Annotated in this window: 23 protein-coding genes and 5 tRNA genes; 23 read left to right on the top strand and 5 right to left on the bottom strand. The window is 63.2% G+C overall.

Features of this window, described 5'->3' with window-relative positions:
* The first annotated feature begins 192 nt into the window (after nt 1–192).
* The gene (gene hrcA, locus MMB49_RS05075; RefSeq protein WP_047272222.1) at nt 193–1,449 is read left to right on the top strand and encodes a heat-inducible transcriptional repressor HrcA; all 1,257 of its coding nucleotides are present in this window, start codon (nt 193–195) and stop codon (nt 1,447–1,449) included.
* Nucleotides 1,450–1,501: 52 nt separating this feature from the next.
* The gene (gene dnaJ / locus MMB49_RS05070; protein WP_047272220.1) at nt 1,502–2,653 is read left to right on the top strand and encodes a molecular chaperone DnaJ; all 1,152 of its coding nucleotides are present in this window, start codon (nt 1,502–1,504) and stop codon (nt 2,651–2,653) included.
* 135 nt (nt 2,654–2,788) lie between these two features.
* Here dnaJ and MMB49_RS05065 read toward each other — a convergent pair whose 3' ends face one another.
* On the bottom strand, nt 2,789–3,580 hold the full coding sequence (locus MMB49_RS05065) for a fructosamine kinase family protein (RefSeq protein ID WP_047272218.1): 792 nt from the start codon (nt 3,578–3,580) through the stop codon (nt 2,789–2,791).
* Between the two features lie 141 nt (nt 3,581–3,721).
* Between MMB49_RS05065 and uppP the strand changes: the two genes are divergently transcribed.
* On the top strand, nt 3,722–4,666 hold the full coding sequence (gene uppP, locus MMB49_RS05060) for an undecaprenyl-diphosphatase UppP (protein WP_047272216.1): 945 nt from the start codon (nt 3,722–3,724) through the stop codon (nt 4,664–4,666).
* A gap of 121 nt (nt 4,667–4,787) precedes the next feature.
* Here the strand turns inward: uppP and MMB49_RS05055 are convergent, their stop codons facing one another.
* Nucleotides 4,788–5,621: a PAC2 family protein gene (locus tag MMB49_RS05055; RefSeq protein WP_003813243.1), complete on the bottom strand. Its 834-nt coding sequence runs from the start codon at nt 5,619–5,621 to the stop codon at nt 4,788–4,790.
* 192 nt (nt 5,622–5,813) lie between these two features.
* Between MMB49_RS05055 and MMB49_RS05050 the strand changes: the two genes are divergently transcribed.
* From MMB49_RS05050 to MMB49_RS05040, 3 genes are all read left to right on the top strand, one after another.
* Nucleotides 5,814–5,886, top strand: a tRNA-Gly gene (locus MMB49_RS05050).
* A 29-nt stretch (nt 5,887–5,915) separates the two neighbouring features.
* Nucleotides 5,916–5,986: transfer RNA gene (locus tag MMB49_RS05045), tRNA-Cys, on the top strand.
* A 53-nt stretch (nt 5,987–6,039) separates the two neighbouring features.
* A tRNA-Val gene (locus tag MMB49_RS05040) sits at nt 6,040–6,114 on the top strand.
* A gap of 321 nt (nt 6,115–6,435) precedes the next feature.
* Here the strand turns inward: MMB49_RS05040 and MMB49_RS05035 are convergent.
* A complete protein-coding gene (locus MMB49_RS05035) occupies nt 6,436–7,047 on the bottom strand; it encodes a hypothetical protein (protein ID WP_229940973.1) in 612 nt (203 codons plus the stop codon).
* A complete protein-coding gene (locus tag MMB49_RS05030; protein ID WP_229940974.1) occupies nt 7,044–7,586 on the bottom strand; it encodes a hypothetical protein in 543 nt (180 codons plus the stop codon). The genes MMB49_RS05035 and MMB49_RS05030 overlap by 4 nt, the downstream gene beginning before the upstream one ends.
* A gap of 301 nt (nt 7,587–7,887) precedes the next feature.
* Here MMB49_RS05030 and MMB49_RS05025 point away from each other — a divergent pair, with 301 nt between their 5' ends.
* The 17 genes from MMB49_RS05025 to MMB49_RS04945 all read left to right on the top strand — a co-directional run bounded on the left by MMB49_RS05025 (nt 7,888) and on the right by MMB49_RS04945 (nt 26,003).
* Nucleotides 7,888–8,037: a hypothetical protein gene (locus MMB49_RS05025; protein WP_153246768.1), complete on the top strand. Its 150-nt coding sequence runs from the start codon at nt 7,888–7,890 to the stop codon at nt 8,035–8,037.
* A gap of 179 nt (nt 8,038–8,216) precedes the next feature.
* A tRNA-Val gene (locus tag MMB49_RS05020) sits at nt 8,217–8,289 on the top strand.
* A 26-nt stretch (nt 8,290–8,315) separates the two neighbouring features.
* Nucleotides 8,316–8,391, top strand: a tRNA-Gly gene (locus MMB49_RS05015).
* Nucleotides 8,392–8,677: 286 nt separating this feature from the next.
* Entirely contained in the window at nt 8,678–10,207 is a 1,530-nt protein-coding gene (locus tag MMB49_RS05010; RefSeq protein ID WP_047272446.1) for a dicarboxylate/amino acid:cation symporter, read from the top strand.
* A gap of 211 nt (nt 10,208–10,418) precedes the next feature.
* Nucleotides 10,419–12,449 (top strand): threonine--tRNA ligase, encoded by a 2,031-nt coding sequence (gene thrS, locus MMB49_RS05005; protein ID WP_047272215.1) that lies wholly within the window; start codon nt 10,419–10,421, stop codon nt 12,447–12,449.
* Between the two features lie 273 nt (nt 12,450–12,722).
* A complete protein-coding gene (locus tag MMB49_RS05000) occupies nt 12,723–15,872 on the top strand; it encodes a family 20 glycosylhydrolase (RefSeq protein ID WP_225841005.1) in 3,150 nt (1,049 codons plus the stop codon).
* 278 nt (nt 15,873–16,150) lie between these two features.
* A complete protein-coding gene (locus MMB49_RS04995) occupies nt 16,151–16,909 on the top strand; it encodes a YebC/PmpR family DNA-binding transcriptional regulator (RefSeq protein ID WP_003813232.1) in 759 nt (252 codons plus the stop codon).
* Between the two features lie 6 nt (nt 16,910–16,915).
* On the top strand, nt 16,916–17,497 hold the full coding sequence (gene ruvC / locus MMB49_RS04990) for a crossover junction endodeoxyribonuclease RuvC (protein WP_003813230.1): 582 nt from the start codon (nt 16,916–16,918) through the stop codon (nt 17,495–17,497).
* A gap of 175 nt (nt 17,498–17,672) precedes the next feature.
* On the top strand, nt 17,673–18,290 hold the full coding sequence (gene ruvA, locus MMB49_RS04985; protein ID WP_047272211.1) for a Holliday junction branch migration protein RuvA: 618 nt from the start codon (nt 17,673–17,675) through the stop codon (nt 18,288–18,290).
* A 6-nt stretch (nt 18,291–18,296) separates the two neighbouring features.
* Nucleotides 18,297–19,382, top strand: a complete 1,086-nt coding sequence (gene ruvB / locus MMB49_RS04980) for a Holliday junction branch migration DNA helicase RuvB (RefSeq protein WP_003820196.1) — start codon at nt 18,297–18,299, stop codon at nt 19,380–19,382.
* A gap of 60 nt (nt 19,383–19,442) precedes the next feature.
* A complete protein-coding gene (yajC, locus tag MMB49_RS04975) occupies nt 19,443–19,868 on the top strand; it encodes a preprotein translocase subunit YajC (protein WP_003817459.1) in 426 nt (141 codons plus the stop codon).
* Nucleotides 19,869–19,885: 17 nt separating this feature from the next.
* On the top strand, nt 19,886–20,467 hold the full coding sequence (locus tag MMB49_RS04970; RefSeq protein ID WP_047272208.1) for an adenine phosphoribosyltransferase: 582 nt from the start codon (nt 19,886–19,888) through the stop codon (nt 20,465–20,467).
* A gap of 84 nt (nt 20,468–20,551) precedes the next feature.
* Nucleotides 20,552–21,757 carry an ADP-forming succinate--CoA ligase subunit beta gene (gene sucC, locus MMB49_RS04965; RefSeq protein WP_047285895.1) on the top strand — a complete coding sequence of 402 codons (1,206 nt, stop codon included), beginning with the start codon at nt 20,552–20,554 and terminating at the stop codon, nt 21,755–21,757.
* Nucleotides 21,754–22,680, top strand: coding sequence for a succinate--CoA ligase subunit alpha (gene sucD, locus MMB49_RS04960; RefSeq protein ID WP_047272204.1), 927 nt, complete (start codon nt 21,754–21,756; stop codon nt 22,678–22,680). The genes sucC and sucD overlap by 4 nt, the downstream gene beginning before the upstream one ends.
* Nucleotides 22,677–24,038 carry a DUF6350 family protein gene (locus MMB49_RS04955; RefSeq protein ID WP_047272202.1) on the top strand — a complete coding sequence of 454 codons (1,362 nt, stop codon included), beginning with the start codon at nt 22,677–22,679 and terminating at the stop codon, nt 24,036–24,038. The genes sucD and MMB49_RS04955 overlap by 4 nt, the downstream gene beginning before the upstream one ends.
* A complete protein-coding gene (gene purH, locus MMB49_RS04950; protein WP_022173403.1) occupies nt 23,986–25,617 on the top strand; it encodes a bifunctional phosphoribosylaminoimidazolecarboxamide formyltransferase/IMP cyclohydrolase in 1,632 nt (543 codons plus the stop codon). The genes MMB49_RS04955 and purH overlap by 53 nt, the downstream gene beginning before the upstream one ends.
* A gap of 92 nt (nt 25,618–25,709) precedes the next feature.
* Complete coding sequence (locus MMB49_RS04945) at nt 25,710–26,003, top strand: hypothetical protein (RefSeq protein ID WP_003813210.1); 294 nt, start codon at nt 25,710–25,712, stop codon at nt 26,001–26,003.
* On the opposite strand, the gene MMB49_RS04940 is transcribed toward MMB49_RS04945, so the two are convergent.
* Entirely contained in the window at nt 25,983–26,888 is a 906-nt protein-coding gene (locus MMB49_RS04940; RefSeq protein ID WP_003817448.1) for an aquaporin, read from the bottom strand. The two genes, MMB49_RS04945 and MMB49_RS04940, sit on opposite strands and share 21 nt — an antisense overlap.
* Between the last annotated feature and the right edge of the window lie 79 nt (nt 26,889–26,967).

The raw sequence follows: 26,967 nt of genomic DNA, 5'->3' as shown, positions 1-26,967 counted from the left end.
AACTTGTGACTGACTCATGCCGGCGGCTGCGTCATGAAATCATCTGATAACGAACGCGTTAGCACTCAAGGGCAAAGAGTGCTAATACTGGGTACGTCATCGTTCGACCGACCCCACTCCGGGAGTGTCGGGCGTGTCGTGAATACGGGAAAGCCGTGAAGGCGTGAATGCCGGGGAAGGACAGGAGGAGACATGGCGCAACCACGACGCATGGTGGTGCTTCGCGCCATCGTGGAGGATTACATTCGATCCCAGGAGCCGATAGGATCGGCCGCTCTGACGAAGAAGCACGACCTCGGCGTCAGCTCGGCGACCATCCGCAACGACATGGCGTCCCTCGAGGAAGAGGGGTATCTCATCCAGCCCCACACGTCCTCGGGCCGCATCCCGACGGAGAAGGGCTACCGGTACTTCGTGGACCGCCTGTCCACCGTCGTCCCCCTCTCCGACGCGCAGCGCAAGGGAATCGCGGCGTTCCTGTCCGGATCCGTCAGCCTGCAGGACACGTTGCAGCGCGCGGCCAGACTGCTTTCCCACATAACCGGTCAGGTGGCCGTGGTCGCCTCCCCGTCCCCGGCCAAGGCGAAGGTGCTGCGCGTGCAGATCGTCCCCGTCTCATCCACGTTGCTGCTGATCGTGGTCATCACCGACGCCGGCAACGTCGCACAGCATACGCTCGCCCTGTCGCCCCAGCCGACGGATATCACGCTCGCCGACGTGGGATCCGTCGTGAACGGAGCCTGCCTCGGGCTCACCTTCGCGCAGGCTGCCGAACGGGTCCGTTCCCTCAAGTCGTCGCGGCGGGAATCCGTTGCGCTGCTTGAAGGGCTTGCGCAGGTGTTCGAGGCGATGGGAGACAACGAAAGGTCCAGTGAACTGTATATGGCCGGCGCGTCGCACCTGGCCCATCGGCGTGACATCGCCGACATGGCGCCGCTGTTCGACGCGCTGGAGGAGCAGATCGTGCTGATGAAACTCATGAGCGCGCTTTCGGAGGACACCGACGCCTATGGGGTCGGTGTAGCCATCGGTTCGGAGACGCACACGCCGGAACTGCTGCATGCTTCGGTGGTCACCAGCGGCTACGGAAACTCGCTGGCATCCCGGGCGGAACCGGCGGAATCGGACGCGGGACATGAAGACGGCGGTGGATCCGCGCTTGGCGGCGCGACGCATGCCAATACGGCTCAGAACGGCATGGCGGGGGAGCCCCGCATAACGGATGACGCCGACGCGGAGCCCGGCAAAATGGACGATGGCGATAGCGTCACGATGCCATCTCTCGACGGCGGGTCGGGCGGATCGGGCGAATCCAGCGGGCCGGTGGCCTTCGTCGGCTCCATCGGACCGACGCACATGGACTATGCCGCGACCATAGCCGCCGTACGTGCCGTGGCCCGGTACCTGACCCGTGCGATATCGTCGTACGATGACGGCGACGGCAACTGACTGAGCCTTATGGCACAATAGCTCCCCGAACACCAACAAGAAAGAACGAGCAGTGGCAGATTACTACGAGGTGCTGGGCGTCGACAAGTCGGCCAGCGACGATGAGATCAAAAAAGCGTATCGCAAGATGAGCCGCAAGTATCATCCCGATATCGCCGGCCCCGAATACGAAGACAAGTTCAAGGAAGTGAACAACGCCTACGCGGTGCTCTCCGACCCCGACAAGCGCCGCATGTACGATTCCGGCGTGGACCCCAACGACCCCAATGCGGGCGGATTCGGCGGCGCATCGGGATTCGGCATGGGTGACATGTCCGACATCTTCGGCCAGTTCTTCGGAGGAGCGTTCAGCGGCGGCTCGCAGGGCCCCGTTCCCCGCACCCAGCCGGGCCGCGACGCGCTGGCGAGCGCCACCATCGATCTCAAGACGGCGGTCTTCGGCGGCACCACGCACATCAAGATCAATACTTTCGGTCTGTGCCAGCAGTGCGGGGGCTCGGGCACCGCCAACGGTTCTCAGCCCACCACCTGCCCGGACTGCCACGGCCAGGGGTTCCGGCAGAAGGTCGTGCGCACGATGCTCGGCCAGATGATGACCTCCGCGCCCTGCGAGCGGTGCGAGGGGCACGGAACGGTGATCTCCGACCCCTGCCCGTCCTGCATGGGGCACGGCCGCGTACGGACATCGCGCGAGGTGGGGATCTCGGTTCCCGCTGGCATCGCGGACGAATCGCGCATACGCCTCGCCCATCAGGGCGAGGTCGGTGAAGGCGGCGGCGCGGCCGGCGACTTGTACGTCGACGTGCGCATCAAGGCCGACAAGTGCTTCACCCGCAGCGGCGACGACCTGCATTGCTGGATTCAGGTGCCGATGAGCTGGGCCGCATTGGGTCACGACATGGAGATCGACACCTTCGACGGCAAGCAGAAGGTGACCGTGCCGGCCGGATGCCAGCCCGAGGAGACGATTGTCCTGAAGAACCTGGGCGTCACCAAGCTGCGCCAATCCGGCGAGCGCGGCGATCTCGTCGCCCATGTCAACGTGCACATCCCGACCAAGCTGACCGACTCGGAGCGTTCGCTCATCGAGCAGTTCGCGGCCAGCCACGACGCCTCGGCGGCGCACGTCGCGCAGAGCTCGCACCCCGCCACCGGCAGCCAGCGCAAGGGGTTTTTCAGTAAGTTGAAGGACGCGCTGAGCTGAATTCGGCTATGCCCGTCCATGCTCGGCAGCGCTCGTCATTCGCGCCGATCAGCGGCTTCGGCATTGAAAAGGGCTTTCAGACACTCTGGTCTGAAAGCCCTTTCCCGTACATATGCCTCTTGTTGCGGGCTCCTGCTACTTGAGCAGCGAGCGGCACATGGAACGGTATTCGCTGATGTACCCGCCGCCGAAGAACACGCAGTGCCCGGCGATCGGATACAGTTGCCACAGCGTCGTGCGCTCCTGCCATCCGGCCCTCAGCGGATGCACGCTCTGGTAACCGTCCATGATCTCGGTCAGATAGCTCATGCCGAACAGGTGCAGCATCGCGAGATCCTCCTCGCGGTGACCGCCGTGTGCGGCCGGGTCGATCAGCACGGCCTCGCACGAGCCTCGGTCGTCGGCCCACATCACGTTGCCGCTCCACAGGTCACCGTGCACTCGTGCCGGCTTGTCCTGCGCCGCACGCCCCAGAAGGTCGGGCATCGCGTCGATGACGCGGTTCGTCAGGTCCATGTCGGCCTGGGTCAGCTCTCCGCGACGCATGCCCAGTTCGACCATCGGGACCAGCCGCCCCTGCGCGAAATAGGTGATCGGGTCATCCCACGCGCCGGTCGCCATCGGCACCGGATCCTGCAGCGGCCCGAAATAGCAGGTGCCGTCATATCCGGCCGGAGCCGAGCCGAAGTGGTCCGTCCCAGCGTCATGCATCCGCGCCAGGGCCGCGCCGAAATCGTGGGCCGCCTTGGCCGTGGGGGAGCAGGGGGATACGCGTTCGATGTCGAGAAAATCCTTGCCCCATTCGTAGACGTCCACCACGCGGGGGCCGCCCTGCGCCTGCGCCTCGCCGAGCCATTGCAGACCGCGGCCCTCGCACTCGAAAAAGTCCTGCGGCGCCCACATCCTTGACTTGCGGTATCGTGCCATAATTCCTCCCCGTGACGTCCCGACTATCCACCACCCCTCATTGTGGGTTTTCTGTACGACAATACGATGTTTGGCACGTTCTTAGGGGACGTTGAGTACCCTTGTCCACGGTAAAGGACGGACAATCATTCAAGAGGGATCATGAATTTCTTCCAAGCGATCATTCTGGGAATCGTGCAGGCGCTCACCGAGTATCTTCCGGTGTCGTCCAGCGCGCATATCCGCATCATCGGAGATCTGATGCTGGGCGCGGATCCCGGCGCGGCGTTCACCGCCATCATCCAGATCGGCACCGAGCTCGCGGTGATCCTGTATTTCCGTCGTGACATCATCAACATCCTGTCGCACTGGTTCGGATGCCTGTTCGGCAAGAACGGCCCGGACTGGCGTGCGCGCATGGGTCGCGGCGACAAGTACGCGACGCTCGGATGGAACGTCATCGTCGGCTCGATTCCGATCATCATCCTCGGCTTCACGCTGCAGAACATCATCGAGACGTCGCTGCGCAACCTGTGGATCACCGTTACCGTGCTGTTCCTGTTCGGTCTGCTGCTGTGGATCGTGGACGCCCGCTCCCGGCAGATCAAGACCATGGACGACATGAACTATCGCGACGCCTTCCTGTTCGGCCTCGGCCAGTCGATGGCGCTCATCCCCGGCGTGTCCCGCTCCGGCGGCACCATCACCGTCGGCCGTGCGCTGGGATACACGCGCGAATCGGCCGTGCGTCTGAGCTTCCTCATGGCCATCCCCGCGGTGTTCGGCTCCGGCCTGCTCGAAGCGGTCAAGGCCGTGAAGAACGCCGGGACCGATCGCATGTTCCCCGGCTGGATTCCGACCATCATCGCGATGATCATCAGCTTCCTGCTCGGCTACATCGTCATCATCGGGTTCCTGAAGTTCGTCTCCACGTTCTCGTACAAGGCGTTCTCCATCTATCGCATCGGCCTGTCGGTGATCGTCGCGCTGCTGCTGCTGTTCGGCGCCCTGAAGCCGTATGAGCCGGTGAAGGCCGCCAGCGAGGCCAGCGTCGTCAATCCGGTCAGCATCGTCACCGTGGAGCAATCCGCAGCCGCGGTCAGATGACGGCGGCAGGGTGACGTTGCGGTCATCGCCGTAACGTCACGAAACACGCTTGGATGGCGTCCGGTTCGCGGCTTCGCGGAACGGACGCCATTTGCGTTGACGTGAGATTATGCGGCCCGCGTCACTTGCCGCGACTGCGCAGGAAGGCCTCTGCCTCGCGCACCAGCTGTTCCGCGGCCGGAGCGCCGAAGCGCGCCACCTGATCGGCTTTCTCCTGCATGTCGTAATCATGCTCAAGGTGTTTCACGTATTGGGCGAGGTCGTCGTTGCAGCGCGTCAGCACCGAAGCCTGCGCCTTCCACTGTTCGGCCTTGCCGGCGAGGTCGCCCGGATCCAGCTCGACGCCGATGCGGTCGGACAATGCCGCGAGCATCTGCATGGTGGCCTGCGCGCATTCGTCGCTGCCGAGGTATTGCGGGACGGACACCCACATCGACGTGGTCGAGAATCCCTCCTCGCATGCCATGCAATCCAGCACGGTCGGGATGCCGACAGGGCCGCTGTATTCCCGGTCCATGTCGCACTGACACTGCTGGTCGCTGATGTCGAGCGGCAGCGCGCGCGTGTGCGGGCAGTCGGCGAACATGGCGCCCATGGTCACGATATGGCGGACGTCAAGCTCCTCGGCGATGCGCATGCTTTGACGGCAGTAGTCGTTCCAACGGTAGTTGGGCTCGGGCGCGATCTGCGCATACAGGGTCGTCGAGGGCGCCACGTCGATGGCGTAGAATGTCGTCTGCGGCCATAGGATCCGGCGTCGGCCCGTCACCTTGCACAGCATCGGGCGCGCGACCTGGTAGTCGTAGTACCCATCGCAGCGGATGTGGCGGATCTCGCGTGAATCGTAGCGCGACACGAGATGCCGGATGACGTTGGTGGCTGCCTGGCATGCGTCGTTCCAGCCTTCGAATGCGGCGATCATCACCGGTTCATGCGCTTTCGCTTCTTCACTCATATCAACCAATGTAACGGTTCCTCGCGGCTGGTGCAGGCGGCTTATGCCATCAGAGAATCGCGGTATGGCAAGGCCTGTGGGTGATCGGTCGCAGGCCGTGACATCGCGCGACACGCCGGATTTGGCAAATCCCATGGTTGTCATTATAGTTGTAATCCGTTGCTTGAACGGCATGACGCTGGTCAAGGAAACGCGGACATAGCTTAGTTGGTAAAGCGCAACCTTGCCAAGGTTGAGACCGCGGGTTCGAGTCCCGTTGTCCGCTCTAAGGTCCGAAGAGTTGACGACCTTTGCGGTGGGTTAGCCAAGCGGTTAGGCAGCGGCCTGCAAAGCCGTATAGACGAGTTCGACTCTCGTACCCACCTCTCGTTTGCATGGAATCCGAAACATAATGGTTTCCGTCAAATGATACAGACCCGGGCGGTTGGCGCAGAGGTAGCGCACTTCCCTGACACGGAAGGGGTCACAAGTTCGAATCTTGTATCGCCCACCATGTTCCTCTTATATGTAGCGCCTTCGGGTGTTTTTTGGCCTATAACCCGTTTTACCGTGCCTTATTGCCTCCGCTGGCAGGCTGATACCCGGTATCTCCGCTTCGAGGGGTTGATTTCGCGCTCTCGGAACATCTATCTGCGTTTCAAGGGGTTGCCCAAACGCGATATCCGGAGTATGCGGGGACATCCCGCATTGGAATCATGCGGTTTCCGGCCCGGCTCTACTCGGGCACCAACCCCTCGAAACGCAGATAGATGTCCGAACGAGCCTGAAGCACCCCCTCGAAACGCAATTAGACTTCAGAACCCCGCCCGATTGCTCATCCCGCGTTGCATTGCCCGGAGTGGATGCGTTCCGCGGCCCGGTCGGTGAACGCATCCATGCGATACTGCTTGTGCCCGGTGCTGGCCGCGTAATCGATGCTCTGCTGGATCAGGGCGCGGTTCGCGCCCATGTACTTGACCGCGTAGCTGTTCGTCACGCCTTCGGTGCGGTTCACGCCGTTCTGCATGACGGCCTCGGGCTCGATGGTGCCGCAGCGCATGTGGATGGCGTGGTGGGACAGCTCGTGCCTCACGCCCGCGGCCGTCGCGTAGGTCATGTTCCAGTCGGGCATGCTGCGGTTGCCGTAGATCACGTTCGGCGTGGCAGGGCAGTAGAAGCCGAACGTCTCGGACTTCGTCAGCGCCTTGTTGTCGCCGTCGTCGGTACCCGCAAACGCCGGGAACTGTCTGAATCCCTCGTCGATGTCCCAGCTGAGCTTCATGTCCGCGAGCTCCACCAGTTTCTGCGCGCTGGCGGCGTTGCCACTCTCCAGCGAGTTCGAGGCTTTGGCGACGCGCTGTTCCAGCTCGTCCCAGGTAGGCCTGAGCGTGATTGATTTGCTGCCGTCGACCGTGTACTTCTTGCCATCGTTGCCGGTAACGGTCATCGAAACGCCGAGCGCCTGCCCTTCTTGAACCGTGCTTCAAGGGTGTCGACGGTGGTTCGGTACGAGTCGATCTTCGCATCCAGCGCATCGGGGTCCTCGCTGGTCTCGTTCGCTGCCGCCTTGGCCTCGTTCACGGTGCCCAGCAACGCCGCCATGTATCCCGTCATGTAGTCGGTGCCGTCCTGCGTGTCGGGTATCCGGTATTCGCTCATGAACATGGTGTTGTTGTTGAGTATCTCGTCCTTGTAATGGTCGAGTTTGTCGGTCACGTAGGTCACCATGCTCTCGTATCCGGGCCGCTCGTCCATGCGGTAGACGGTGGAGGTCGGCTCGGGGTCGGCCTGATTCGGGTCGGAGGGAGACGCGTTGCCGTAGCTGTTGGTCGGCTCGTTGGCGCCTTGGCTGATATGGTTCTTCGCCACCGTCATGAGCCCGGCGGTCACGGCGATGAACAGCAGCGCGGGTATGACGATTACGGCGGCGACTATCGCCGTGATGCCGCCCGCCCCGATGCCCGTTTTCCTCGGGGGGGGCTGCATCGGGCGGTACTGCTGGTATGGCGGCATCGGGTACGGCTGGTACGGGGGATGGGCCTGACGATTTGTTTGGCCCGTGGTGAACGGGGATGATGCCGACGATGATGCGCCGTTGAGCGTCCTGGACCATGGGGCGGGCGCTTCGTATGAGCCCTGTGTCGCACGGGCTTCAGGAGTCGGGAAAGGGCCGGGCGCATACGGCCCGGATGTGGGAGGCCGCGTGGCTGAAGAGAATCCGTATGGGGTGTGCGGTTGTGGTGCCTGGCGCTGCCGTGATGCTCCTGTCGGGCCCGACGCGCCTGTGGTGGGTATCGACTCGGTCGACATTGACTCGGTCGGCTGGGATATGGATGATGCCGGTATGGGCGATGTCGGCATCACCGATGACGGTACGACCGGCGACGGCTCGGTCGGCGTGCCTTCCCTGTATGACTCGTATTGCGGGTCGCCATAGGGTTCCTGCGGCTGCTGTTCGGTCATGACGTCTCCTTTGCCCCCGTTGCGTCGATTATCGCGTGTCGGTCTGCGTTATTCAAGTCATGTGCTTTCGTCGTAGCCGCGGCCTGCATGGCGACTCGCCGTAATGGTTGCGCTCGCCGATGATGTCACGTAAAATGAACATTTGTTGTTTGCGGGTGATTGGCGCAGCGGCTAGCGCACTTCCTTCACACGGAAGGGGTCGTAGGTTCGATTCCTACATCACCCACGATGCTGGTCTTGTATCGGTATACTGCGGACATAGCTTAGTTGGTAAAGCGCAACCTTGCCAAGGTTGAGACCGCGGGTTCGAGTCCCGTTGTCCGCTCCATCAATCCGCTCTGGTCTATGGGGCTTCGGATACGGTGTTTTCAGCGCCCGTACAATACCCCGCTACTCGCTTCGCGTTTCACCTACCGGCGTAAGAGCTTCAGTCATTTAGGTAATTGCCGCAGTCCTTCCCAATTTTGAAGCGGTGCTGTTAAGCCCTTATCGAAAAAACCGATAGCACTTCCGAAATGTTGTTTCGTCCGCTACTGTACGGTGAATCGATGGAATCAAGAGCGGTGCCGCACCTGTATCAGGCGTCGCGTCGTCATGACACGAAAGGAGATGACATGTCCGATACGGCATGGAATTGGGTGGCGCTGGGCGCCACTGTTGTGCTGTTTGCGGGTTTGGCTTATCTGAGTATCAGGAAGAAAGCGGGATTCAGCGTCCGCGTGCTGATCGCGACCGTACTGGGCATTGTGGTCGGCATCGCGTTCAAGGGGCATACCGACTATGTGGCGGCGTTCGGCAGCGTATGGTCGAACGCGATCGCGGCTATTGTGGTGCCGTTGCTGCTGTTCAGCGTGATCGCGGCGATCACCAATCTGGGAGAATCGCTCAAACTGAGGAACATCGGTATCAAGACCGTGGTGTTCCTGCTCATCAATACGTTTACCGCCGCGCTGATCACGCTGGGATTGGCCCTGCTGTTCCGCGTGGGCGAGGGCTTCAAGTTCACGCTGCCCACCGACTACCAGCAGCGCGAGGTGCCCGCTGTGCTCGACACGATTGTGGCGCTGTTCCCGACGAACCTCGTCCAGAACTGGTATTCCAACCAGGTCGTGCCCGTGGTGATCTTCGCGATCCTCGTGGCCGTCGCCTACAACTCCGCCGCCAAGACCGCCAAGGGCGCCGCGGCCGTCAAACCGTTCAAGGCGTTCGTGGATGCCGGCAACGTAGTGCTGTCCAAGGCCACGCAGATCGTTGTCGGATTCACTCCGTACGCGGTGCTCGCGCTGATCGCCGCCGCTGTGAGCAACAGTGATGTGGCGGCACTGCTACCGCTGGTCACCGTGCTCGTGGTCGCGTACGTCGCGATGATCCTGCAGCTGTTCATCGTGCAGCCGCTCATCCTGTCCGTCACGACGCGCCTGAGCCCGATTCCGTTCTTCAAGGCGTACTGGCCCACCGGCGTGGTGGCGTTCACCTCCGAAAGCAGCATCGGCACGATTCCCGTGACCGTGCGCAACCTGCGCTCCAACGGCGTGCCCGGCGATATCGCGTCCTTCGTTGCCAGTCTTGGCGCGAACCTCGGCATGCCTGGATGCGCCGGCGTGTGGCCCGTGCTGCTCGCTGTGTTCGCAGTGAACGCCCAGGGAATTTCGTACTCGCCCGCCCAGTTCCTGTTCCTGGTGGTGCTCGCCCTGCTTGTGTCCATCGGTACAGTGGGCGTGCCCGGCACCGCGACGATCACCGCGACCTCGCTGTTCGCGGCGGCCGGTCTGCCGATCCCGTTCATCGCGATCAGCCAGCCGATCTCGCAGATCGTCGATATGGGCCGCACCGCCCTCAACGTGGCCGGTGCCGCCAACACGGCGGTGATCGTGGCCGCCACCGAGAAGGACCTCGACAAGGACCTCTACTATGGACGCAAGGAGTTCGAGGATGAGGACGCCAGCGAGGACGAGGACGCCGTCGCGGCCGCGCAACCGGAAGCCAAGGCGCCCGTCGAAGCGCCGGCGGCAGGCAAGCCCGCCGGTCTCGGTGCCGTGAAGGGCGCCTCCTCCGCCAACCTGCTGAACTTCTCTCCAGCCTCCGCGCTGGAGGGCACCGGTGAGGAACAATGCGGCATCAAGCCTTCCAGAAAGAAGGACTGATACTCCGCCTCCAAGGTACGTTGCCGGGGCCGTCGCCATGGTTCTCCCCATGATCGGGAACCGCGGCGGCGGCCCCGTTCGCATGTCCGGCGGCCCCGGCCGCGGAGCATGAACGAGGCATTGTCTGCGCGGGTTCCTATCGTTGCCACTGTTGATTACCAGTCCAGGCCTGCACATTGGTAACGCGGGCCCCGATAGCAAAGGACACATCATGGCGCTAAGCTCCATCTCCATCACAGTCAACGGCGAGGCGAAGGAGGTGGAAGCAACCACCACCGGCGTCGAGCTCTTCGCGGACGACAAGGACATCATTGCCGTCCGCCTCAACGGCGAACTGCGCGACCTGTGCACGCCGCTCAGCGACGGCGACGAGGTCGAACCCGTCTCGATCGATTCCGAAGACGGCCTCGGCATCATGCGCCACTCCGCCACGCATGTCATGGCCCAGGCGGTCCAGGAGCTGTTCCCGAACGTGAAGCTGGGCGTCGGCCCGATCATCAAGGACGGCTTCTACTACGACTTCCAGGTCGACGAACCCTTCACTCCGGACGACCTGAAGGCGATCGAAAAGCACATGCAGCGCATCGTCAAGTCCGCCCAGTCCTTCCGCCGCCGTGTGGTCACCGAGGAGGAGGCCCTCAAGGAGGAGGCCGACCAGCCGTTCAAGATCGAGCTGATCGAGGACAAGGAAGCGCATCTCGACCCGTCCACCGCCACCGAGGTCTCCGGCAAGGAGCTGAGCTTCTACGACAACGTCGACCGTGACGGCAACACCGTCTGGAAGGACCTGTGCCGCGGACCGCACCTGCCGAACACCCGCTTCATCAAGGCGTTCAAGATCGAGCGTTCCGCCGCCGCCTACTGGCGCGGATCCGAGAAGAACCCCACCATGCAGCGCATCTACGGCACCGCGTGGGCCACCAAGGAGGACCTCAAGGCCTACCAGACCCGTCTGGAGGAGGCTGCCAAGCGCGACCACCGCAAGCTCGGCGCCGAGATGGACCTGTTCTCCTTCCCGGAGGAGATCGGACCCGGTCTGGCCGTGTTCCACCCCAAGGGCGCCGCGGTGATCAACGCGATGGAGGACTACTCGCGTGAGATGCACCGTAAGCACCACTACAGCTTCGTGCAGACCCCGCACATCACCAAGGGCGGCCTGTACGAGACCTCCGGCCACCTGCACTGGTACAAGGACGGCATGTACCCGCCGATGCACCTGGACGAGGAGTACGACGCCGACGGCAACATCACCAAGCCGGGCGCCGACTACTACCTGAAGCCCATGAACTGCCCGATGCACAATCTGATCTTCAAGTCGCGCCAGCGCTCCTACCGCGAGCTGCCGCTGCGTCTGTTCGAGTTCGGCACCGTGTACCGTTACGAGAAGTCCGGCGAGGTCCACGGCCTGACCCGCGTGCGCGGCCTGACTCAGGACGACTCCCACATCTACTGCACCCGCGAGCAGATGAAGGACGAGCTGACCAGCCTGCTGACCTTCGTGCTGAACCTGCTCAAGGACTTCGGCCTGTCTGACTTCTACCTTGAGCTGTCCACCAAGGATCCGGACAAGTACGTCGGTTCCGACGAGATCTGGGAAGAGGCCACCCGCACGCTGCGCGAGGTCGCCGAGGCATCCCACCTCGACCTCGTGGCCGACCCGGGCGGCGCCGCGTTCTACGGCCCGAAGATCTCCGTGCAGGCCCGCGACGCGATCGGCCGCACCTGGCAGGTCTCGACCATCCAGCTCGACTTCAACCTGCCCGAGCGTTTCCAGCTCGAATACATCGCGAAGGACGGCACCCACCAGCGTCCGGTGATGATTCACCGTGCCCTGTTCGGCTCCATCGAACGCTTCTTCGCCGTGCTGCTGGAGCACTATGCCGGTGCGTTCCCGGCATGGCTCGCCCCCGTGCAGGTGCTCGGCGTGCCGGTGGCCGACGAGTTCGCGCCGCATCTGGCCGGTTTCGTCAAGTCGCTGGAGGACGAGATGGTCCGCTGCGAGATCGACTACTCCGACGACCGCTTCGGGAAGAAGATCCGCAACGCCTCCAAGTCCAAGGTGCCGTTCATCCTCATCGTCGGCGAAGAGGACATGAACAACAACGCGGTGAGCTTCCGCTTCCGCGACGGCAGCCAGCTCAACGGCGTGCCGGTGGACGAGGCGCGCGAGAAGATTCTCGCCGTCATCAAGAAGCGCGCGCAGGTCAACTCCGCGGACGACTTCGCCGCCGCATTGGCATAAGGTGACGCACGGGCCCCTCGCGCCCGTTGAAGACCCCCGTCAGCAACCGTTTCGCTGCCGACGGGGGTCTTTCCATAAGTGATGTCAAGACTCGCTCATTTTGTGCACTATATTTACAAAAATGGGATGACGTGATATATTGACGCTGGATTGTAAAGTCGCGGTCCATTCAATAGGCCGGATAATGGTGTGGTTCAATAGCGAGCCTGCCAGGAGATACAGAGAAAGAGCCATCATCCCATGAATATCAAACGACGTGGCCTCGCAAGATTCATGTCACTGATCTGCGCATCGGCGATGCTGCTGGTGCCGGCCTCATCGGCCTTGGCGCAGCACAACGCAGAGGCGGCGGCAGCGGCGGAATCATCCACTTCCACAGTGTCCAACCTCGCGACCATGGCGACGGTCACCGCGTCCGGTCGCGAAGTCAGTTCCGGATTCGGGCCGGAACTGGCCGCCGACAACCAGGATCTGCCGGACAACCCCACCGACAAAAGCGTGCACAACGCATCCGGCGCCTCGCGCTGGAGCGCCGACAGGGGGAGCGGCCCCTGGTGGCTGGCCTACGAATTCCCCGGCGAAGCGACGATTTCCAGTGTGAACATCGCCTGGGGCAACACCTATGCGACGAACTACTCCATCCAGACTTCCGATGACGGCTCCAACTGGACCGATGTGAAGACGGGACTCAAGGCGACGGCACAGGCGCAATGGGTCAAAACCACATTCGACACGCCGATCAAAACCCGGCACATCCGCATGATCGCGACCACGAAGAGCCAATCCTGGTCGCTTTCCGTGTGGGAGATGCGCACGATGGGGACCATCTCGGCAGTCGCCACCGACCCGTTGAGCCGGCTCACCCCGAGGCCGCTATATGCGCAATCCGCTGACGGAGAGGCGTTTGAACTTAAGAAGAACACCTGCGTGTCCGTGAGCGACGGCAGCCTCCTGCCTGCGGTTGACGTCATGCGTGACGAGCTCGGCACCTCGTACGGCCTGAAACTCGCCGAAGGCACGAACTGCCCGATCACCTTCACCCTTGACGAGAACCTGGACGTCACCGGTCACGTCGGTTCCGCCCAGTCGATCACCGCCGATGAGGCCTACACGATCGTCTCCGACGCCGACTCGGTCACCGTCAAGGCCCGCAGCGCCACCGCGGGCATATGGGCGGCGCAGACGTTGCTGCAGCTGATCGGTCCGTGGACGAACTCCACGGTGAAGCTTGCCGATGTCGCTTTCATCCCGGCCGTCAACATCGCCGACGCCCCGCGTTACCAGTGGCGCGGCGTGCTGGTCGACCCGGCGCGTTCCTTCTACCCGCTCGATGAGATGAAGCAGATGATCGACGTGATGTCGGCCTACAAGATGAACACGCTGCACCTGCACCTGAGCGAGGACGAGGGCTTCCGCGTCGAGATCACCAATGACGGGCGTGCGGATGGCGATACGACCGACTACACGCAGCTCGCGATCAAGTCCGGCGCCATCAGCTACCAGTCCGCGTGGACCAGCAACTGGTCCCCGGCACAGGACGGGCGCACCGGCTACTGGACGCAGAGCGAGTTCATCGAACTGGTCGCCTACGCCGCCGATCACGGCATCGCCATCGTGCCCGAGATCGACGGTCCCGGACATTCCTTCAGCCTGCTGCACGGCCTTGCCGAGCTCAACACCGGCAACTCCAACCCGAAGCCTGCGGCCGGCGAGGACACCCCCGCCTTCATCCAGTCTGCGCAGGGCAGGAGCAGCCTCGCGACTGACGCCGACATCACCTACACCGTGCTGGGACATATCATGGACCAGCTCGACGGCATGATCGACAAGGGCATCAAGGCGTCCACCATGCCTGCGTCCGAGCTCAAACGCATGTACTTCCACCTGGGCGGCGATGAGCTGTTCCTCAGCGGCGGCGCCGGTAACAAGACGGAACGTCTACAGGAGTATCTCGGACGGTCCGGAGCGCTGGTCAAGGAACGCGACAAGACCACCATCGTGTGGAACGACGGCCTCGACGCGGTTGACCAGATCCCCGAAGGATCCGTGGTGCAGCATTGGACCGGCAACGCAGCCAACAATGCCAGCATCCAGAAGCTGCTCAACCAGCGCAACGGCAAGATCATCATGTCGCCGGCCGGCAACACCTACTTCCCGCAGCGTCCCGGCACCGAGACCACTGGCGTGACCTGGGCGTGCGGCGCCTGCACGACCAGCAACTTCTACCAGTGGAACCCGACCTCATCCGCCGGCACCACCGAGGACAAGGTTCTGGGCGTCGAGGATGCGCTGTGGAGCGAGCACCTGCGTTCTCTCAACGACGCCGAATTCCTGATGTACACCCGCATGATGGCGACCGCCGAGGTCGGCTGGACCCAGCAGAACCGCAAGGATTACGACAACTGGAACAAGCGCGTCGGCGACATCGCCATCGACCTGATGAACCGTGGCGCCAACTTCCACAAGGCCACCGAGGTGACCAGCTGGAAGGGCTCGTACGCGGCTGTCGACGCGGCCGAGCAGAAGGTGACCGACGGCAAGGTGCTTGTCGGACGGTACGCCGAACCCGGCCTGACCGGCACCGATGGCCTGAGCTTCACTGCCACGTACACGGCCGAGGGCGGTACCGCGGTCAATCTGCCGGTGACACCGGACATGAAGCAGACCTACAGCCAACAGCAGCTGAAGAACGGTCGTCTCGTCGTCAACGGGGCGCACATGAACTCCATCGTCGACGTGTACGTCACCTTGCCGTCCGACGTGCTCGCGGCCGACAGCGAGGCCGTAGGCCGTCTCGACGTCTCCGTGTCCTCCTCCACCTACCCGATCCCTTCGGATTCCTCGATGAGCATCGCTATCAAGGACGGTAAGGTGACTCAGACTTGGACCGGCGACGAGCGTCCGACGCCTGATCCGGATCCCGAACCGGAGGTGACGGTCGTCTCCATAAAGGCCTCGACCTCGCAGTCCGACGTGAAGGTCGGTGATACGTTCGATCCGTCGAAGGTGAAGGTGGTCGCCACCAAGAGCGACAAGACGACCGCCGTGCTCGCAGCCGCAGATTACACGATCGCGGTGACCGACAAGGACGGCAACGCAATCGATGTGACCAAGCCGTTCGAGGCCGCCGGGGATTTGACCGTGACCGTGGCACTGAAGGATGACGGTTCGATCAAGGATTCGTTCACGATGACCGTCACTGACAAGGGCGCGGTCGATCCTGATCCCGATCCGACCCCCAAGCCGAATCCGGACCCGCAGAAGCCGTCCGGCGACAACAAGCCCCAGATCAAGCCCGAAGGCGGAAAGCCCGGTGATGTCGTCGCCGAGACCGGTGCCAGTGTCTCTGGCGCCGCACTGGCCGCGATGATCTGCGCGGCAGGTGCCATCGTGATGCTTGCGGTTCGCCGTCAGCGTCGCTGATTCGAATCGGAACCTCTGACCAATGAACGAGGCCTCCGCCGTACATTTCACGGCGGAGGTCTCGTCGTATTGCCGGCCCGGCAGGCGTGCGCAGCTCCATCATCGTCCGTCATCCCGCGAAAGTCCCATTTCTGTGCCATCAGATGGGACTTTCGGCGGTGCCTGCGGTTCCTCTTGCGGCGTAATGACCGGCAGCGGCAGAACCCAGGACTGCTGTTGTCGTCTTGCCGCTTTATCATAGTGACGTTTGTCAGTATCCGTATACCTGTAGGAGCATTATGTCAGGGCATTCCAAGTGGGCGACTACCAAGCACAAGAAGGCCGCCATTGACGCCAAGCGCGGCAAGCTCTTCGCCAAGCTCATCAAGAACATCGAGATCGCGGCCCGTATGGGCGGCGGCGACCCGGATGGCAACCCGTCGCTGTACGACGCCATCTACAAGGCCAAGAAAGCGTCCATGCCGGCCGACAACATCAAGCGCGCCGTCAAGCGCGGCTCTGGTGAAGAAGCCGGTGGCGCCAACTACGAGGACATCGTGTACGAGGGCTACGCGCCTGCCGGCGTCGGCCTGATCATCGAGTGCCTGACCGACAACCGCAACCGCGCCGCCGCCGAAGTCCGTTCCACCCTGACCAAGGGCAACGGCTCGCTGGCCACCAGCGGTTCCGTCAGCTTCAACTTCGAGCGTAAGGGCCAGATCGAGGTTCCGAGCGAGGGCGTCGACTTCGACGACCTGTTCGAGAAGGCCGGCGACGCCGGTGCGGAAGACGTGATCGACGACGGCGACGTGTTCACCGTGATCACCGATCCCTCCGACCTGCATACAATCCGCAAGGCTCTGCAGGACTCTGGTTTCGACTACGACTCCGCCGATATGGTCATGCGCCCGAAGAACGAGGTGTCGCTCAGCCTTGAGGACGCCCAGAAGGTCTCCAAGCTCATCGACAACCTCGATGACCTGGACGATGTGCAGAACATCTACGCCAACTGGACCGCATCCGACGAGGTGATGGCCCAGCTCGCGGACGAGGAGTAATCCCCTGTGATCATCCTTGGCGTCGATCCCGGGCTGACACGCTGCGGGGTCGGCGTGATCGAAGCCGGCGCTAACCGCCGGCTTTCGTTTATCCACGTCGATGTGGTGCGTTCGGATCCCCATACGTCGCAGGACCTCCGACTGCTGACGATCTACAACGGGCTGTGCTCCAAAATGGACCGATTCATTCCCGATGCGGTGTCGATCGAGCGCGTGTTCGCCCAGTCGAACCGCAACACCGTGCTGGGCACCGCCCAGGCCGCAGGAATGGCCATGCTCGCCGCAGCGCAACGGGGGATTCCCGTGGCGCTGCACACGCCGACCGAGGCGAAGCTCGCGATCACGGGCAACGGCAAGGCCGAGAAGATACAGATCGAACGCATGGTGGCCAAGGTGCTGGGGCTGAACACGTTGCCGCAGCCCGCCGATGCCGCCGACGCACTGTCGCTGGCGATATGCCATGCCCTGCGCCCGCAAGGCGCCTTGCAGGGAGGCGAACGGGAACAGCATCTGACCGCGGCTCAACGGCAGTGGGCGCAGGCGGCGCAGAAGGCCGCCCGACGCGCCGGCGTCCGCAGCGGCATGTAATGTGTATCGAACAGATGTTCTGCATTATGTGGATGGGCCGTCTCGACACCATATCCCGCACGACGTGCCAGTTCGGGGCGGGCGCGTTCGGCATGTGCTTTCGTTATGCGATGCGAGGCGAACGAGCTCGTGGCGGCCCATTCCGCGTGCGGTTCGGCGAGGAAAGGACGACGTGATGATCAGTACGTTAACCGGGCGCGTCGAGTCGGTGGAGGCATCCAGCGCCGTGATCGAGGTTCATGGCGTCGGGTACGAGGTCCGCATGGCGGCGGCCGATCTTGCGGCGCTGCATGCCGGTCAGGAAACGCACGTCTTCACTTCGCTGACCATATCGCAGGATGCCATCACCCTGTTCGGGTTCCTGTCACCCGCGTCCAAACGCATGTTCCTGCAATTGCAGAAGGTCAGTGGCATCGGGCCGAAGGTCGCGCTTTCCCTGTTGTCGACGCTGCCTCCGGACCGTCTGGCCAAGGCCGTCGCGGACGGCGACACGGCGGCATTGTCCAAGGCTCCGGGCCTGGGCAAAAAAGGCGCACAGAAGATCATCCTTGAACTGGCAGGCCGCATCGACCTCGACCAGATACGGCCCGAAGCCGATGGGCCGTCGGAAAGTCGCGACCCCGGAGCCAGGCAGGTGATCGAAGGACTCGTCTCTCTGGGATGGCGCCCCCAGACCGCGGAGGAGGCCGTACGTCAGGCATGCGATGCCGCGTCCATAGCCACCCCCATCAGTGCGGAGGACGTGCCGCGGGTGCTCAAACTGGCATTGTCGTCGCTGGACAGAGGAAGGTGATATTCCATGACATCCAACATCGACATGCAGGATGGACGGACCAACACCGGCGTCTCGGAGGACTCCCTACGCATGGTCTCCGCCACCGCAATCAACGACGAGCCGATCAGCGACGAGGAACTGCGGCCTCATGCCCTTGACGGATTCGTCGGGCAGCCGCGGCTCAAGGCCCAGCTGCAGCTGTTCCTGGACGCCGCCCGCAAACGTGACACCGCCCCCGACCACATCCTGCTCGCCGGCCCTCCCGGATTGGGCAAGACCACGTTGGCGATGATCGTAGCCAACGAGCTGGAGGTGCCGATTCGCATCACGTCCGGTCCGGCAATCCAGCACGCGGGCGACCTGGCTTCGATACTCAGCTCGCTGGACGCAGGGGAAGTGCTGTTCATCGACGAGATCCACCGTCTTCCGCGCGCCGCGGAGGAACTGCTGTACATCGCCATGGAGGATTTCCGCGTCGACGTCATGGTGGGCAAGGGGCCAGGCGCCTCGTCCATCCCGTTGACGCTGCCCAGATTCACCGTGGTGGGCGCAACCACCCGGGAGGGCATGTTGCCTTCTCCGTTGCGTGCGCGTTTCGGCTTCACGGCCCATCTCGACTTCTACCCCCACGATGAGCTCGAAAAGCTGATCGAGCGATCCTCCGGCGTTCTGGGAGTCTCATTGGGGGAGGGGGCTGCCGCGGAACTCGCCCTGCGTTCTCGAGGCACGCCACGAATCGCGAACAGGCTGTTGCGCCGTGTGCGTGACTGGGCGATCGTGCATGACCTGCAAGTCGTGGACGTCGATGACGTGCGCGCCGCGCTTGCGCTCTATCAGATAGACTCCGAGGGCCTCGACCGGCTGGACATCGCCGTGCTCAACGCGATCGTGCGCAACTTCAACGGAGGGCCCGTCGGCCTGAACAACCTGGCCGCGATGGTCGGCGAGGAATCGGAGACCGTCGAAACCGTATGCGAGCCGTATCTGGTCCGTGAAGGATTTCTGATCCGCACTCCCAAAGGCCGGGTCGCCACGGCCAAGGCCTGGTCTCATCTGGGTCTGGAGCCACAAGGTGAAACAAACGGAGAGGATGTCAGCAAGCTCTTCTAACATTGGTTGTTTGTTGACCGACGTCCATAGAGCATTCGTTCCCTACTGCAAGGAGAAATCATGCCGCAAGGTTCATCATCCTATCTCATCATGATCGTTTCCATCGTGCTGATCGGCATCATGATGTGGTGGCAGTCCCGCAAGGCCAAGCAGCAGCAGCAAAAGATGAAGGACTTCCGCTCCTCCCTTGAGCCCGGAACCGAGGTAATCACCATTGGCGGCATCATCGGCAAGGTAGTGTCCGTGGACGAGGAATACGAGGAGATCGTCATCGACTCCGAGGGCTCCCTGCTGCGCTTCACCTTCCGCGCCATCAACAAGGAGTACACGCGTCCCGCCTTCATCCATGATGACGAAGTGGAGGACGCGGAGCAGACCGACGAAGCCGACGACCAGGCCCAGGTACCGGTGGACAAGGCTCTGGAATCCGCCGAGAACGCAACGCAGTCCGACGATTCCGCGCAGACCGCAGACGCCGAGAAGTGACGGGGGAGCGCGAGACCATGACGCAGTCTGACATCACCATTGAGAGACTGGCCGATGTCGGTGCCGGTGACGCGGCATACCTCGTCTCGAAGATTCGCACCATACCGGGATTCCCCAAAGAGGGTATCAAATTCCGTGATTTCATGCCGGTGCTGGCGGATGGCAAGGGGCTGCGCATTCTCATGAAGGCGCTCCAGGCCAGCCTTCCCGTCACCGAAGACTCGTTCGACGCGGTGGCAGGGCTGGAGGCCAGAGGGTTCCTGTTCGGCCCCGCCCTCGCGGCCATGCTCGGCAAGGGGTTCATCGCGATCCGCAAGGCGGGCAAGCTGCCGCCGGAGACCATCGCCGAGGAATACGATCTCGAATACGGCACCGAAAAAGTGGAGATCGAGACGTCGGCCGTCCGTCCGGGCGATCGGGTGCTGATCGTCGACGATCTCATCGCGACCGGTGGAACGGCGAAGGCGGCCATGGATCTGGTCGAGGCGGCAGGGGGCACGGTCGTCGGATTCAGCTTCGTCATGGGGCTGCGAGGACTCGACGGACTGGACAAACTGGGCGACAAACCCAGCAGCACACTGGTGTCGATGCCGGCGTGACCCGGCGGTGCCGTGCGTCGGGACGCGCCGCACGGCACCAATCATCATTCGAAGAACACATCATAGGAACGTGAGGCGTCGAACATGGATCTTTATGAATACCAGGCACGAGAATTGCTGGAGGAACAGCATATTCCCACGCCGCGGGCCGTTTTCGCCCAGAACTCCCACGAGGTCGCCGAAGCGGCCGATGCCATCGGATACCCGTGCGTGATCAAGGCTCAGGTCAAGATCGGCCATCGCGGCCAGGCGGGCGGCGTCAAGATCGCCCACAACCGGGACGAAGCGATACTGCTGTCCGAATCCATCCTCCCGATGACCATCCACGGCCATAAGGTCAATGGTGTGCTCGTCGCCGAGGCGAAGAACATCCTGCACGAGTACTACGTGTCGATATCCGTGGACCGCACATCGCGGGACTTCGATGTCCTCGCCACCGCGAACGGCGGCACCGAAGTCGAGGAGATCGCCAAGGAACATCCGGAATCGGTCAAGCGTCTGCACATCAACGCCCTCGGCGATTTCGACATGGAGGCCGCCAAGCGCATGGCTGGCCAGATCGGCTTCTACCACGCCGACCTGGATCAGGCCGCCAACATCCTGCTGCGCATGTGGCAGTGCTTCAAGGACAACGACGCGACGCTGGTGGAGATCAACCCGCTCGCCAAGATCGGCGATCCCGACGATGAGGCGTCCAAATCACTGTGCGCCCTCGACGCCAAGATATCGTTGGACGGCAATGCGGCGTTCCGGCACGACGGGTGGACCCGCTTCGACGATCCGATGCAGGCCGATCCGTTCGAGGCGGCGGCGGCCGAACACGGGCTGCACTACGTGCACCTCGACGGTCAGGTCGGCGTGATCGGCAACGGCGCTGGATTGGTCATGAGCTCGCTCGACGCCGTCTGGGACGCCGGCAAGGAGCAGGGCACGAATGTCACGCCTGCGAATTTCCTCGACATCGGAGGTGGCGCGTCCGCCGCGGTGATGAGTGACAGCCTGTCTATCGTGCTGTCCGACCCGCAGGTGGAATCCGTGTTCATCAACGTCTACGGCGGCATCACCTCATGCGAGCAGGTCGCCAAGGGCATCCTGCAGGCGTTCGAGGAGCTGCACACATCGAAGCCGCTCGTGGTCCGCTTCGACGGCAATGCCGCAGCCGAGGGCCTGCAGATCCTCGCCGCGGCGAACAACCCCAACCTACATGTGGAAGGCACCATGGAGCAGGCCGCAGCCGAGGCCGCTCGTCTGGCGGCGAACGCCAAGGCATCGAAGGAGGCCAAGCAATGACCGCATTCATCCAGGAGGGTGCTCCCGTCATCGTCCAAGGCATGACCGGGCATCAGGGCATGACACACACCGCTCGCATGCTCCGTGCCGGTACGAACATTGTCGGTGGCGTCAACCCGCGCAAGGCGGGCAGCCAAGTGACGTTCGAGGCCGCGCGTGAGGGCAGGGACGTCTCCGTTCCGGTGTACGCCACGTGCGCCGAAGCCAAGGAGGCGACGGGCGCCCAGGCCAGTGTGGTCTTCGTGCCGCCACGGTTCGCCAAAGGCGCCGTGGTCGAGTCCGTCGAAGCCGGAATCGGGCTCATCGTGGTCATCACCGAAGGCATTCCCGTTGCAGACAGCGCCTACTTCGTCGAACTCGCCCTTCAGCGTGGCGTGCGCATCATCGGACCGAACTGCCCCGGCCTGCTCACCCTGCCGTCGCAGGAGAACGAGCATGGCGTCAACCTCGGCATCATCCCCGATGGCATCGTGGGCCGTGGTCCCATCGGACTGGTCTCCAAGTCCGGCACACTGACCTACCAGCTGATGGGCGAGCTGAGCGACATCGGCTTCACCGCCTGCCTGGGCATCGGCGGCGACCCCATCGTCGGCACCACGCTGCTGGAGGCCTTGCAGGAATTCGAGCAGGATGCCGACACGAAGGCAGTAGTCATGATCGGCGAAATCGGAGGCAGCGCGGAGCAGGACGCCGCGGCATGGGCCGCAGAGCACATGACCAAGCCCGTCGTCGCATACATCGCCGGATTCACCGCGCCGGAAGGCAAGCAGATGGGCCATGCCGGCGCCATCGTCTCCGGAGGCAAGGGAACCGCGCAGGACAAGAAAATCGCGCTGGAGGCCGCCGGTATTCCCGTCGGACGCACTCCCGGTCAGACCGCGGACCTCATGCGCAAGGTGCTCGCCGAACGCTCGCTGGTATGAGGAAGCGTATCCAGGCCTGGCTCAGGGGGCCGATCATCGCCATCGGCTCGATGGCGTTGTACGCCATCGCCCTGGGCTGCTTTCTTGCGCTCATGCTGCTGGTCATCTCGATGGAGGAAGGTGGGGAAAACCTGTCGTCCTCGACGTTGGACATGACCCGCATCGTAGTCCTGCTCAGCCAGGGCATCGGATTCGAGACCGACACGCTTTCCCTGTCCATCATGCCGCTGCTGCTCACCGTGCTGCTGATAGGCCTGGTCTGGTCGTTCAGCCGGAAGATATGCACGGATATCCGCGCATACGTCAGCGGCGTGGTGGTCTGGATTTTTATCAACGTCATGGGCACGCAGTCGCTTCCCGTCGGATTGCTTGACTGGCCGGCTCTGGTATGCGTCAAATCGGCCGTGGTGTTCTCGCTTGGATTCGCCGGCGCCGCGCTGTCGAAGGACCCACTCTCCGGGCAGCTGCGTGAACTTATCCGTCATCATGTGTCCGACGGCGTGCGCCGCACGATCAGGACCGGCCTGATGGTGGGTGTCATCATGATGGGCGTGTACCTGGTCATGGGACTGATCACCGTCATCGTGTGGGGCGTGCTGAACCGTTCGGCCATGGACACGCTGTTCGCCGACATCGGCATGGGGACCGGCTCGCGCATACTGACGACGATCGCATCGCTTGCATGGCTGCCCAACCTGTGCATATGGGCGGTCTCGTGGCTGTTCGGTGCCGGATTCCACATCGGAGAGCTTGCGACATTCACCCCTTGGATCGGGCAGGGGCGTTCGCTTCCGCCTCTTCCTGTTTTCGGCCTGCTTCCGCAGGCAGTCGGCGATGAAGGCATACGGTTCGCCGTCGTGCTGATTCCGCTGGTCGTCGGATTCGTCGCCGGGCTGGCATCCATGGCGATGAAATCCGGTTTCCGCATCATCGTCGGCAGCGCGTCCGATCCCCTCGACCGCAAGGACCTGATTCTCGAACTCGCCTACCCGGCGGGCGGGTTCTGCCTGTCGAGCGTGGTCATATCCCTGCTGTCGTCGGTCATGTTCGGGGTGTCGAACGGGTCGCTGGGAAAGGCCAGGCTCAAATACGTCGGCGTCGACGTGATGCAGTCCGCGCAGGCCGTCGGACGTCCGAGCGCCATGGGACTGTGCATGGCCTGGGTGCTGGCGCTGATTGGCGTCGCCATTGTTTTCGGGATACGCTGGATTGCACGAAGAACGGGGGCACAACGAGCCGCAACAACGCACCCGCGTACCATCGTTTCCCGCAAGTCCATACAACCAACAACCAAGAAGGAGCACGATGACCAACACGAATCGACCGATACGACGGGCTCTGGTGTCCGTCTTCCATAAGGAAGGCATCGAAGTACTGGCCGAGGCCTTCATCAAGGCCGGCACCGAAGTGGTGTCCACCGGCTCGACCGCCAAGCGCCTCGCCGAACTCGGCGTCGCCGTCACCGAGGTGAGCGAGGTCACCGGATTCCCGGAGTGCCTCGACGGCCGTGTCAAGACGCTCGACCCGCACATCCACGCCGGCATCCTCGCCGACATGACCAACCCCGATCACGCCGCCCAGCTTGAGAAGTTCGGCATCAAGCCCTTCGACCTGGTCGTCGTCAACTTGTACCCGTTCGCCGATACGGTTCGTTCCGGCGCCGACGAGGCCGCGGTCATCGAGAAGATCGACATCGGCGGCCCGTCCATGGTGCGTGGCGCGGCGAAGAACAGCGCCACCGTCGCCATCGTCACCGACCCGGCCGACTATGCGCTCGTCGCGGCCCGTGTGGCCAATGGTGAAGGCTTCAGTCTGGAGGAGCGCCACTGGCTGGCCGGCAAGGCGTTCGCCCACACCGCCGCCTATGACGCTACCATCAACGAGTGGACCGCCAAGCACTGGCCCAAGCCCGCCACCGTCGAATCCGCCGACCCGGCCGAAGGCGAGAACCCGGTCAACGCGGCGAAGTTCCCGGCCGCGTTCACCCGCACCTGGGACCGCGCGCACACGCTGCGCTACGGCGAGAACTCCCACCAGCAGGCCGCCCTCTACCTCGACCCGCTCGACCGCGACGGCTTCGCGCACGCCGAACAGCTCGGCGGCAAGCCGATGAGCTACAACAACTACGTGGACGCCGACGCCGCATGGCGCGCCGTGTGGGATATGGCACCCGCCATCGCCGTGGCCGTGGTCAAGCACAACAACCCGTGCGGCCTCGCCATCGGAGCCACCGCAGCCGAGGCCCACAAGAAGGCCCACGCCTGCGATCCGGTGAGCGCCTACGGCGGCGTCATCGCCTGCAACACCACCGTCACGTTGGAGATGGCCGAAAGCGTTCGCCCGATCTTCACCGAGGTCATCGTCGCCCCCGCCTACGAGGACGCGGCGCTTGAACTGCTCAAGACCAAGAAGAAGAACCTGCGCATCCTCAAGGTGGCCGAGCCGCCGAAGGGCCACACGCAGTTCCGCCAAATCGACGGCGGCCTGCTCGTGCAGGACATGGACCTCATCAATGCCACCGGCGACGATCCGGACGCATGGAAGCTCGTGGCCGGCGAACCCGCCGATGAGGCCACGCTCAAGGACCTCGTGTTCGCCTGGCGCGCCATCCGCTGCGTCAAGTCCAACGCCATCCTGCTCGCGCACGACCAGGCCACGGTCGGCATCGGTATGGGCCAGGTCAACCGCGTGGACTCCTGCCATCTGGCCGTCGATCGCGCCAACACGCTGGCCGACGGCGCCGATCGCGCCACCGGTTCGGTCGCCGCGTCCGACGCGTTCTTCCCGTTCGCAGATGGCGCCGAGACGCTGATGAACGCCGGTGTAAAGGCCATCGTGCAGCCCGGCGGATCCATCCGTGACGAGGAGGTCATCGAGGCGGCCAAGAAGGCCGGTGTGACGATGTACCTGACCGGCACCCGTCACTTCTTCCACTGATCCGCCGCCCGGTCACCGATTCACGGATCGGCCGCCGACCGTCAAGGGTTCGCGGCCGATCCATCACGATAACCAATCCCCGAGGAAGCTCCATGAATCAGCATCATCCATACGTGTCCGAAGTCCACGAGGGCAAGCCGGCATTCGAGTGGTGCGTGCTCGGCGTCGTCATCGTCGCCCTGGTCGTCGCCTTCCTCGGATATACGATGGCCGCGACGGTGATCATCGCCGTCACGGCCATCGTCACGGCCCTGCTGCGCATCATCATGCGCGAGAAGAGCCCTTGGAAAGTCCGGTCAGTCCTGTTCGACGCCATTATCGGCATCGGTTTGGGACTGGGACTGCTTCTGTTGTATTTCGCACCGTCACTGTTCTGGATTCGTTGACGGAACCTGGGGCGCCACATTGACCGCCGCGTCCACGGCGATGTCATGTGCATCCGCCTCAGCGTCCGTCGCCTCGTCGATGGGCGCATCCGCAGGAGTCTTCGGCTTGCGTTTCGACGCCATATCAGCGATGATCATGACCAGCGCCACGATTGCCGCGGCCAGGACCGGCGCCAGCCAGAAGATCCACAACTGCTGCAGCGGCTGCGTTGAAAGACCCTGATTCTGCCCGAACAGCGCGATGCCGGTGGCGCGGGCCGGGTTCAGCGCGGCACCGGTGACCGTATAGGTCATGGCCACGCCGAGGCCGTATGCGGCGCCGATCACCGGAGCGTACGTCGCATTCGGCTTGCCGTTCGCATCGGTGTGACGCATCGCGACCGCGATGATGATGATCGCGGCGATCACCTCGACGACGATGGCCATGGAGATGCCGAAGCTCACCGATGCGCTGCTGGTGGTGGCGCTCGATACGGAACCGGTGCCATAGCCGTTGACGGCGGGCGTCAGCCACGTCTTCATGGTGACGGTCTGCGAGGTCGGCAGGATCCACCTGACCGCGCCGGCCGCCGCGATCGCTCCGACCACCTGCACGATGACGTACAGGATGCCGGCGACTACCTTGGTCTTGCCGGTGAGCATCGCCGCCACGGTGATGGCGGGATTGAACTGGCCTCCGGAGACACGCCCGAGCATCGCGGTGACGACCGCGTACGCCAACGCGGTGCCCACGACGATGTACGCCAGGTCAAGCCCGTAGATCGAAGTGCCGAACGTGCAGATCATATAGATGGCGAAGCAGACGAGGAAGCTGCCTGCAAGCTCCGCGCACACGCGCGCCCCGATCGGATAAGCGCTTGGCTCGGTGTTCTGTTCTTCAGTCATGATGTTGTAGTGTCCTTTTTCTGATGTTGCGGGCTTTGCGACCCGCCGAACGTTGCAAGTTTACCAACGGGGGGACGAT

The sequence above is a fragment of the Bifidobacterium sp. SKU genome, assembly GCF_026016405.1.
In the GTDB taxonomy this organism is placed as follows: Bacteria; Actinomycetota; Actinomycetes; order Actinomycetales; family Bifidobacteriaceae; genus Bifidobacterium; species Bifidobacterium bifidum.
This window is presented reverse-complemented; position numbering and strand designations above follow the sequence as displayed.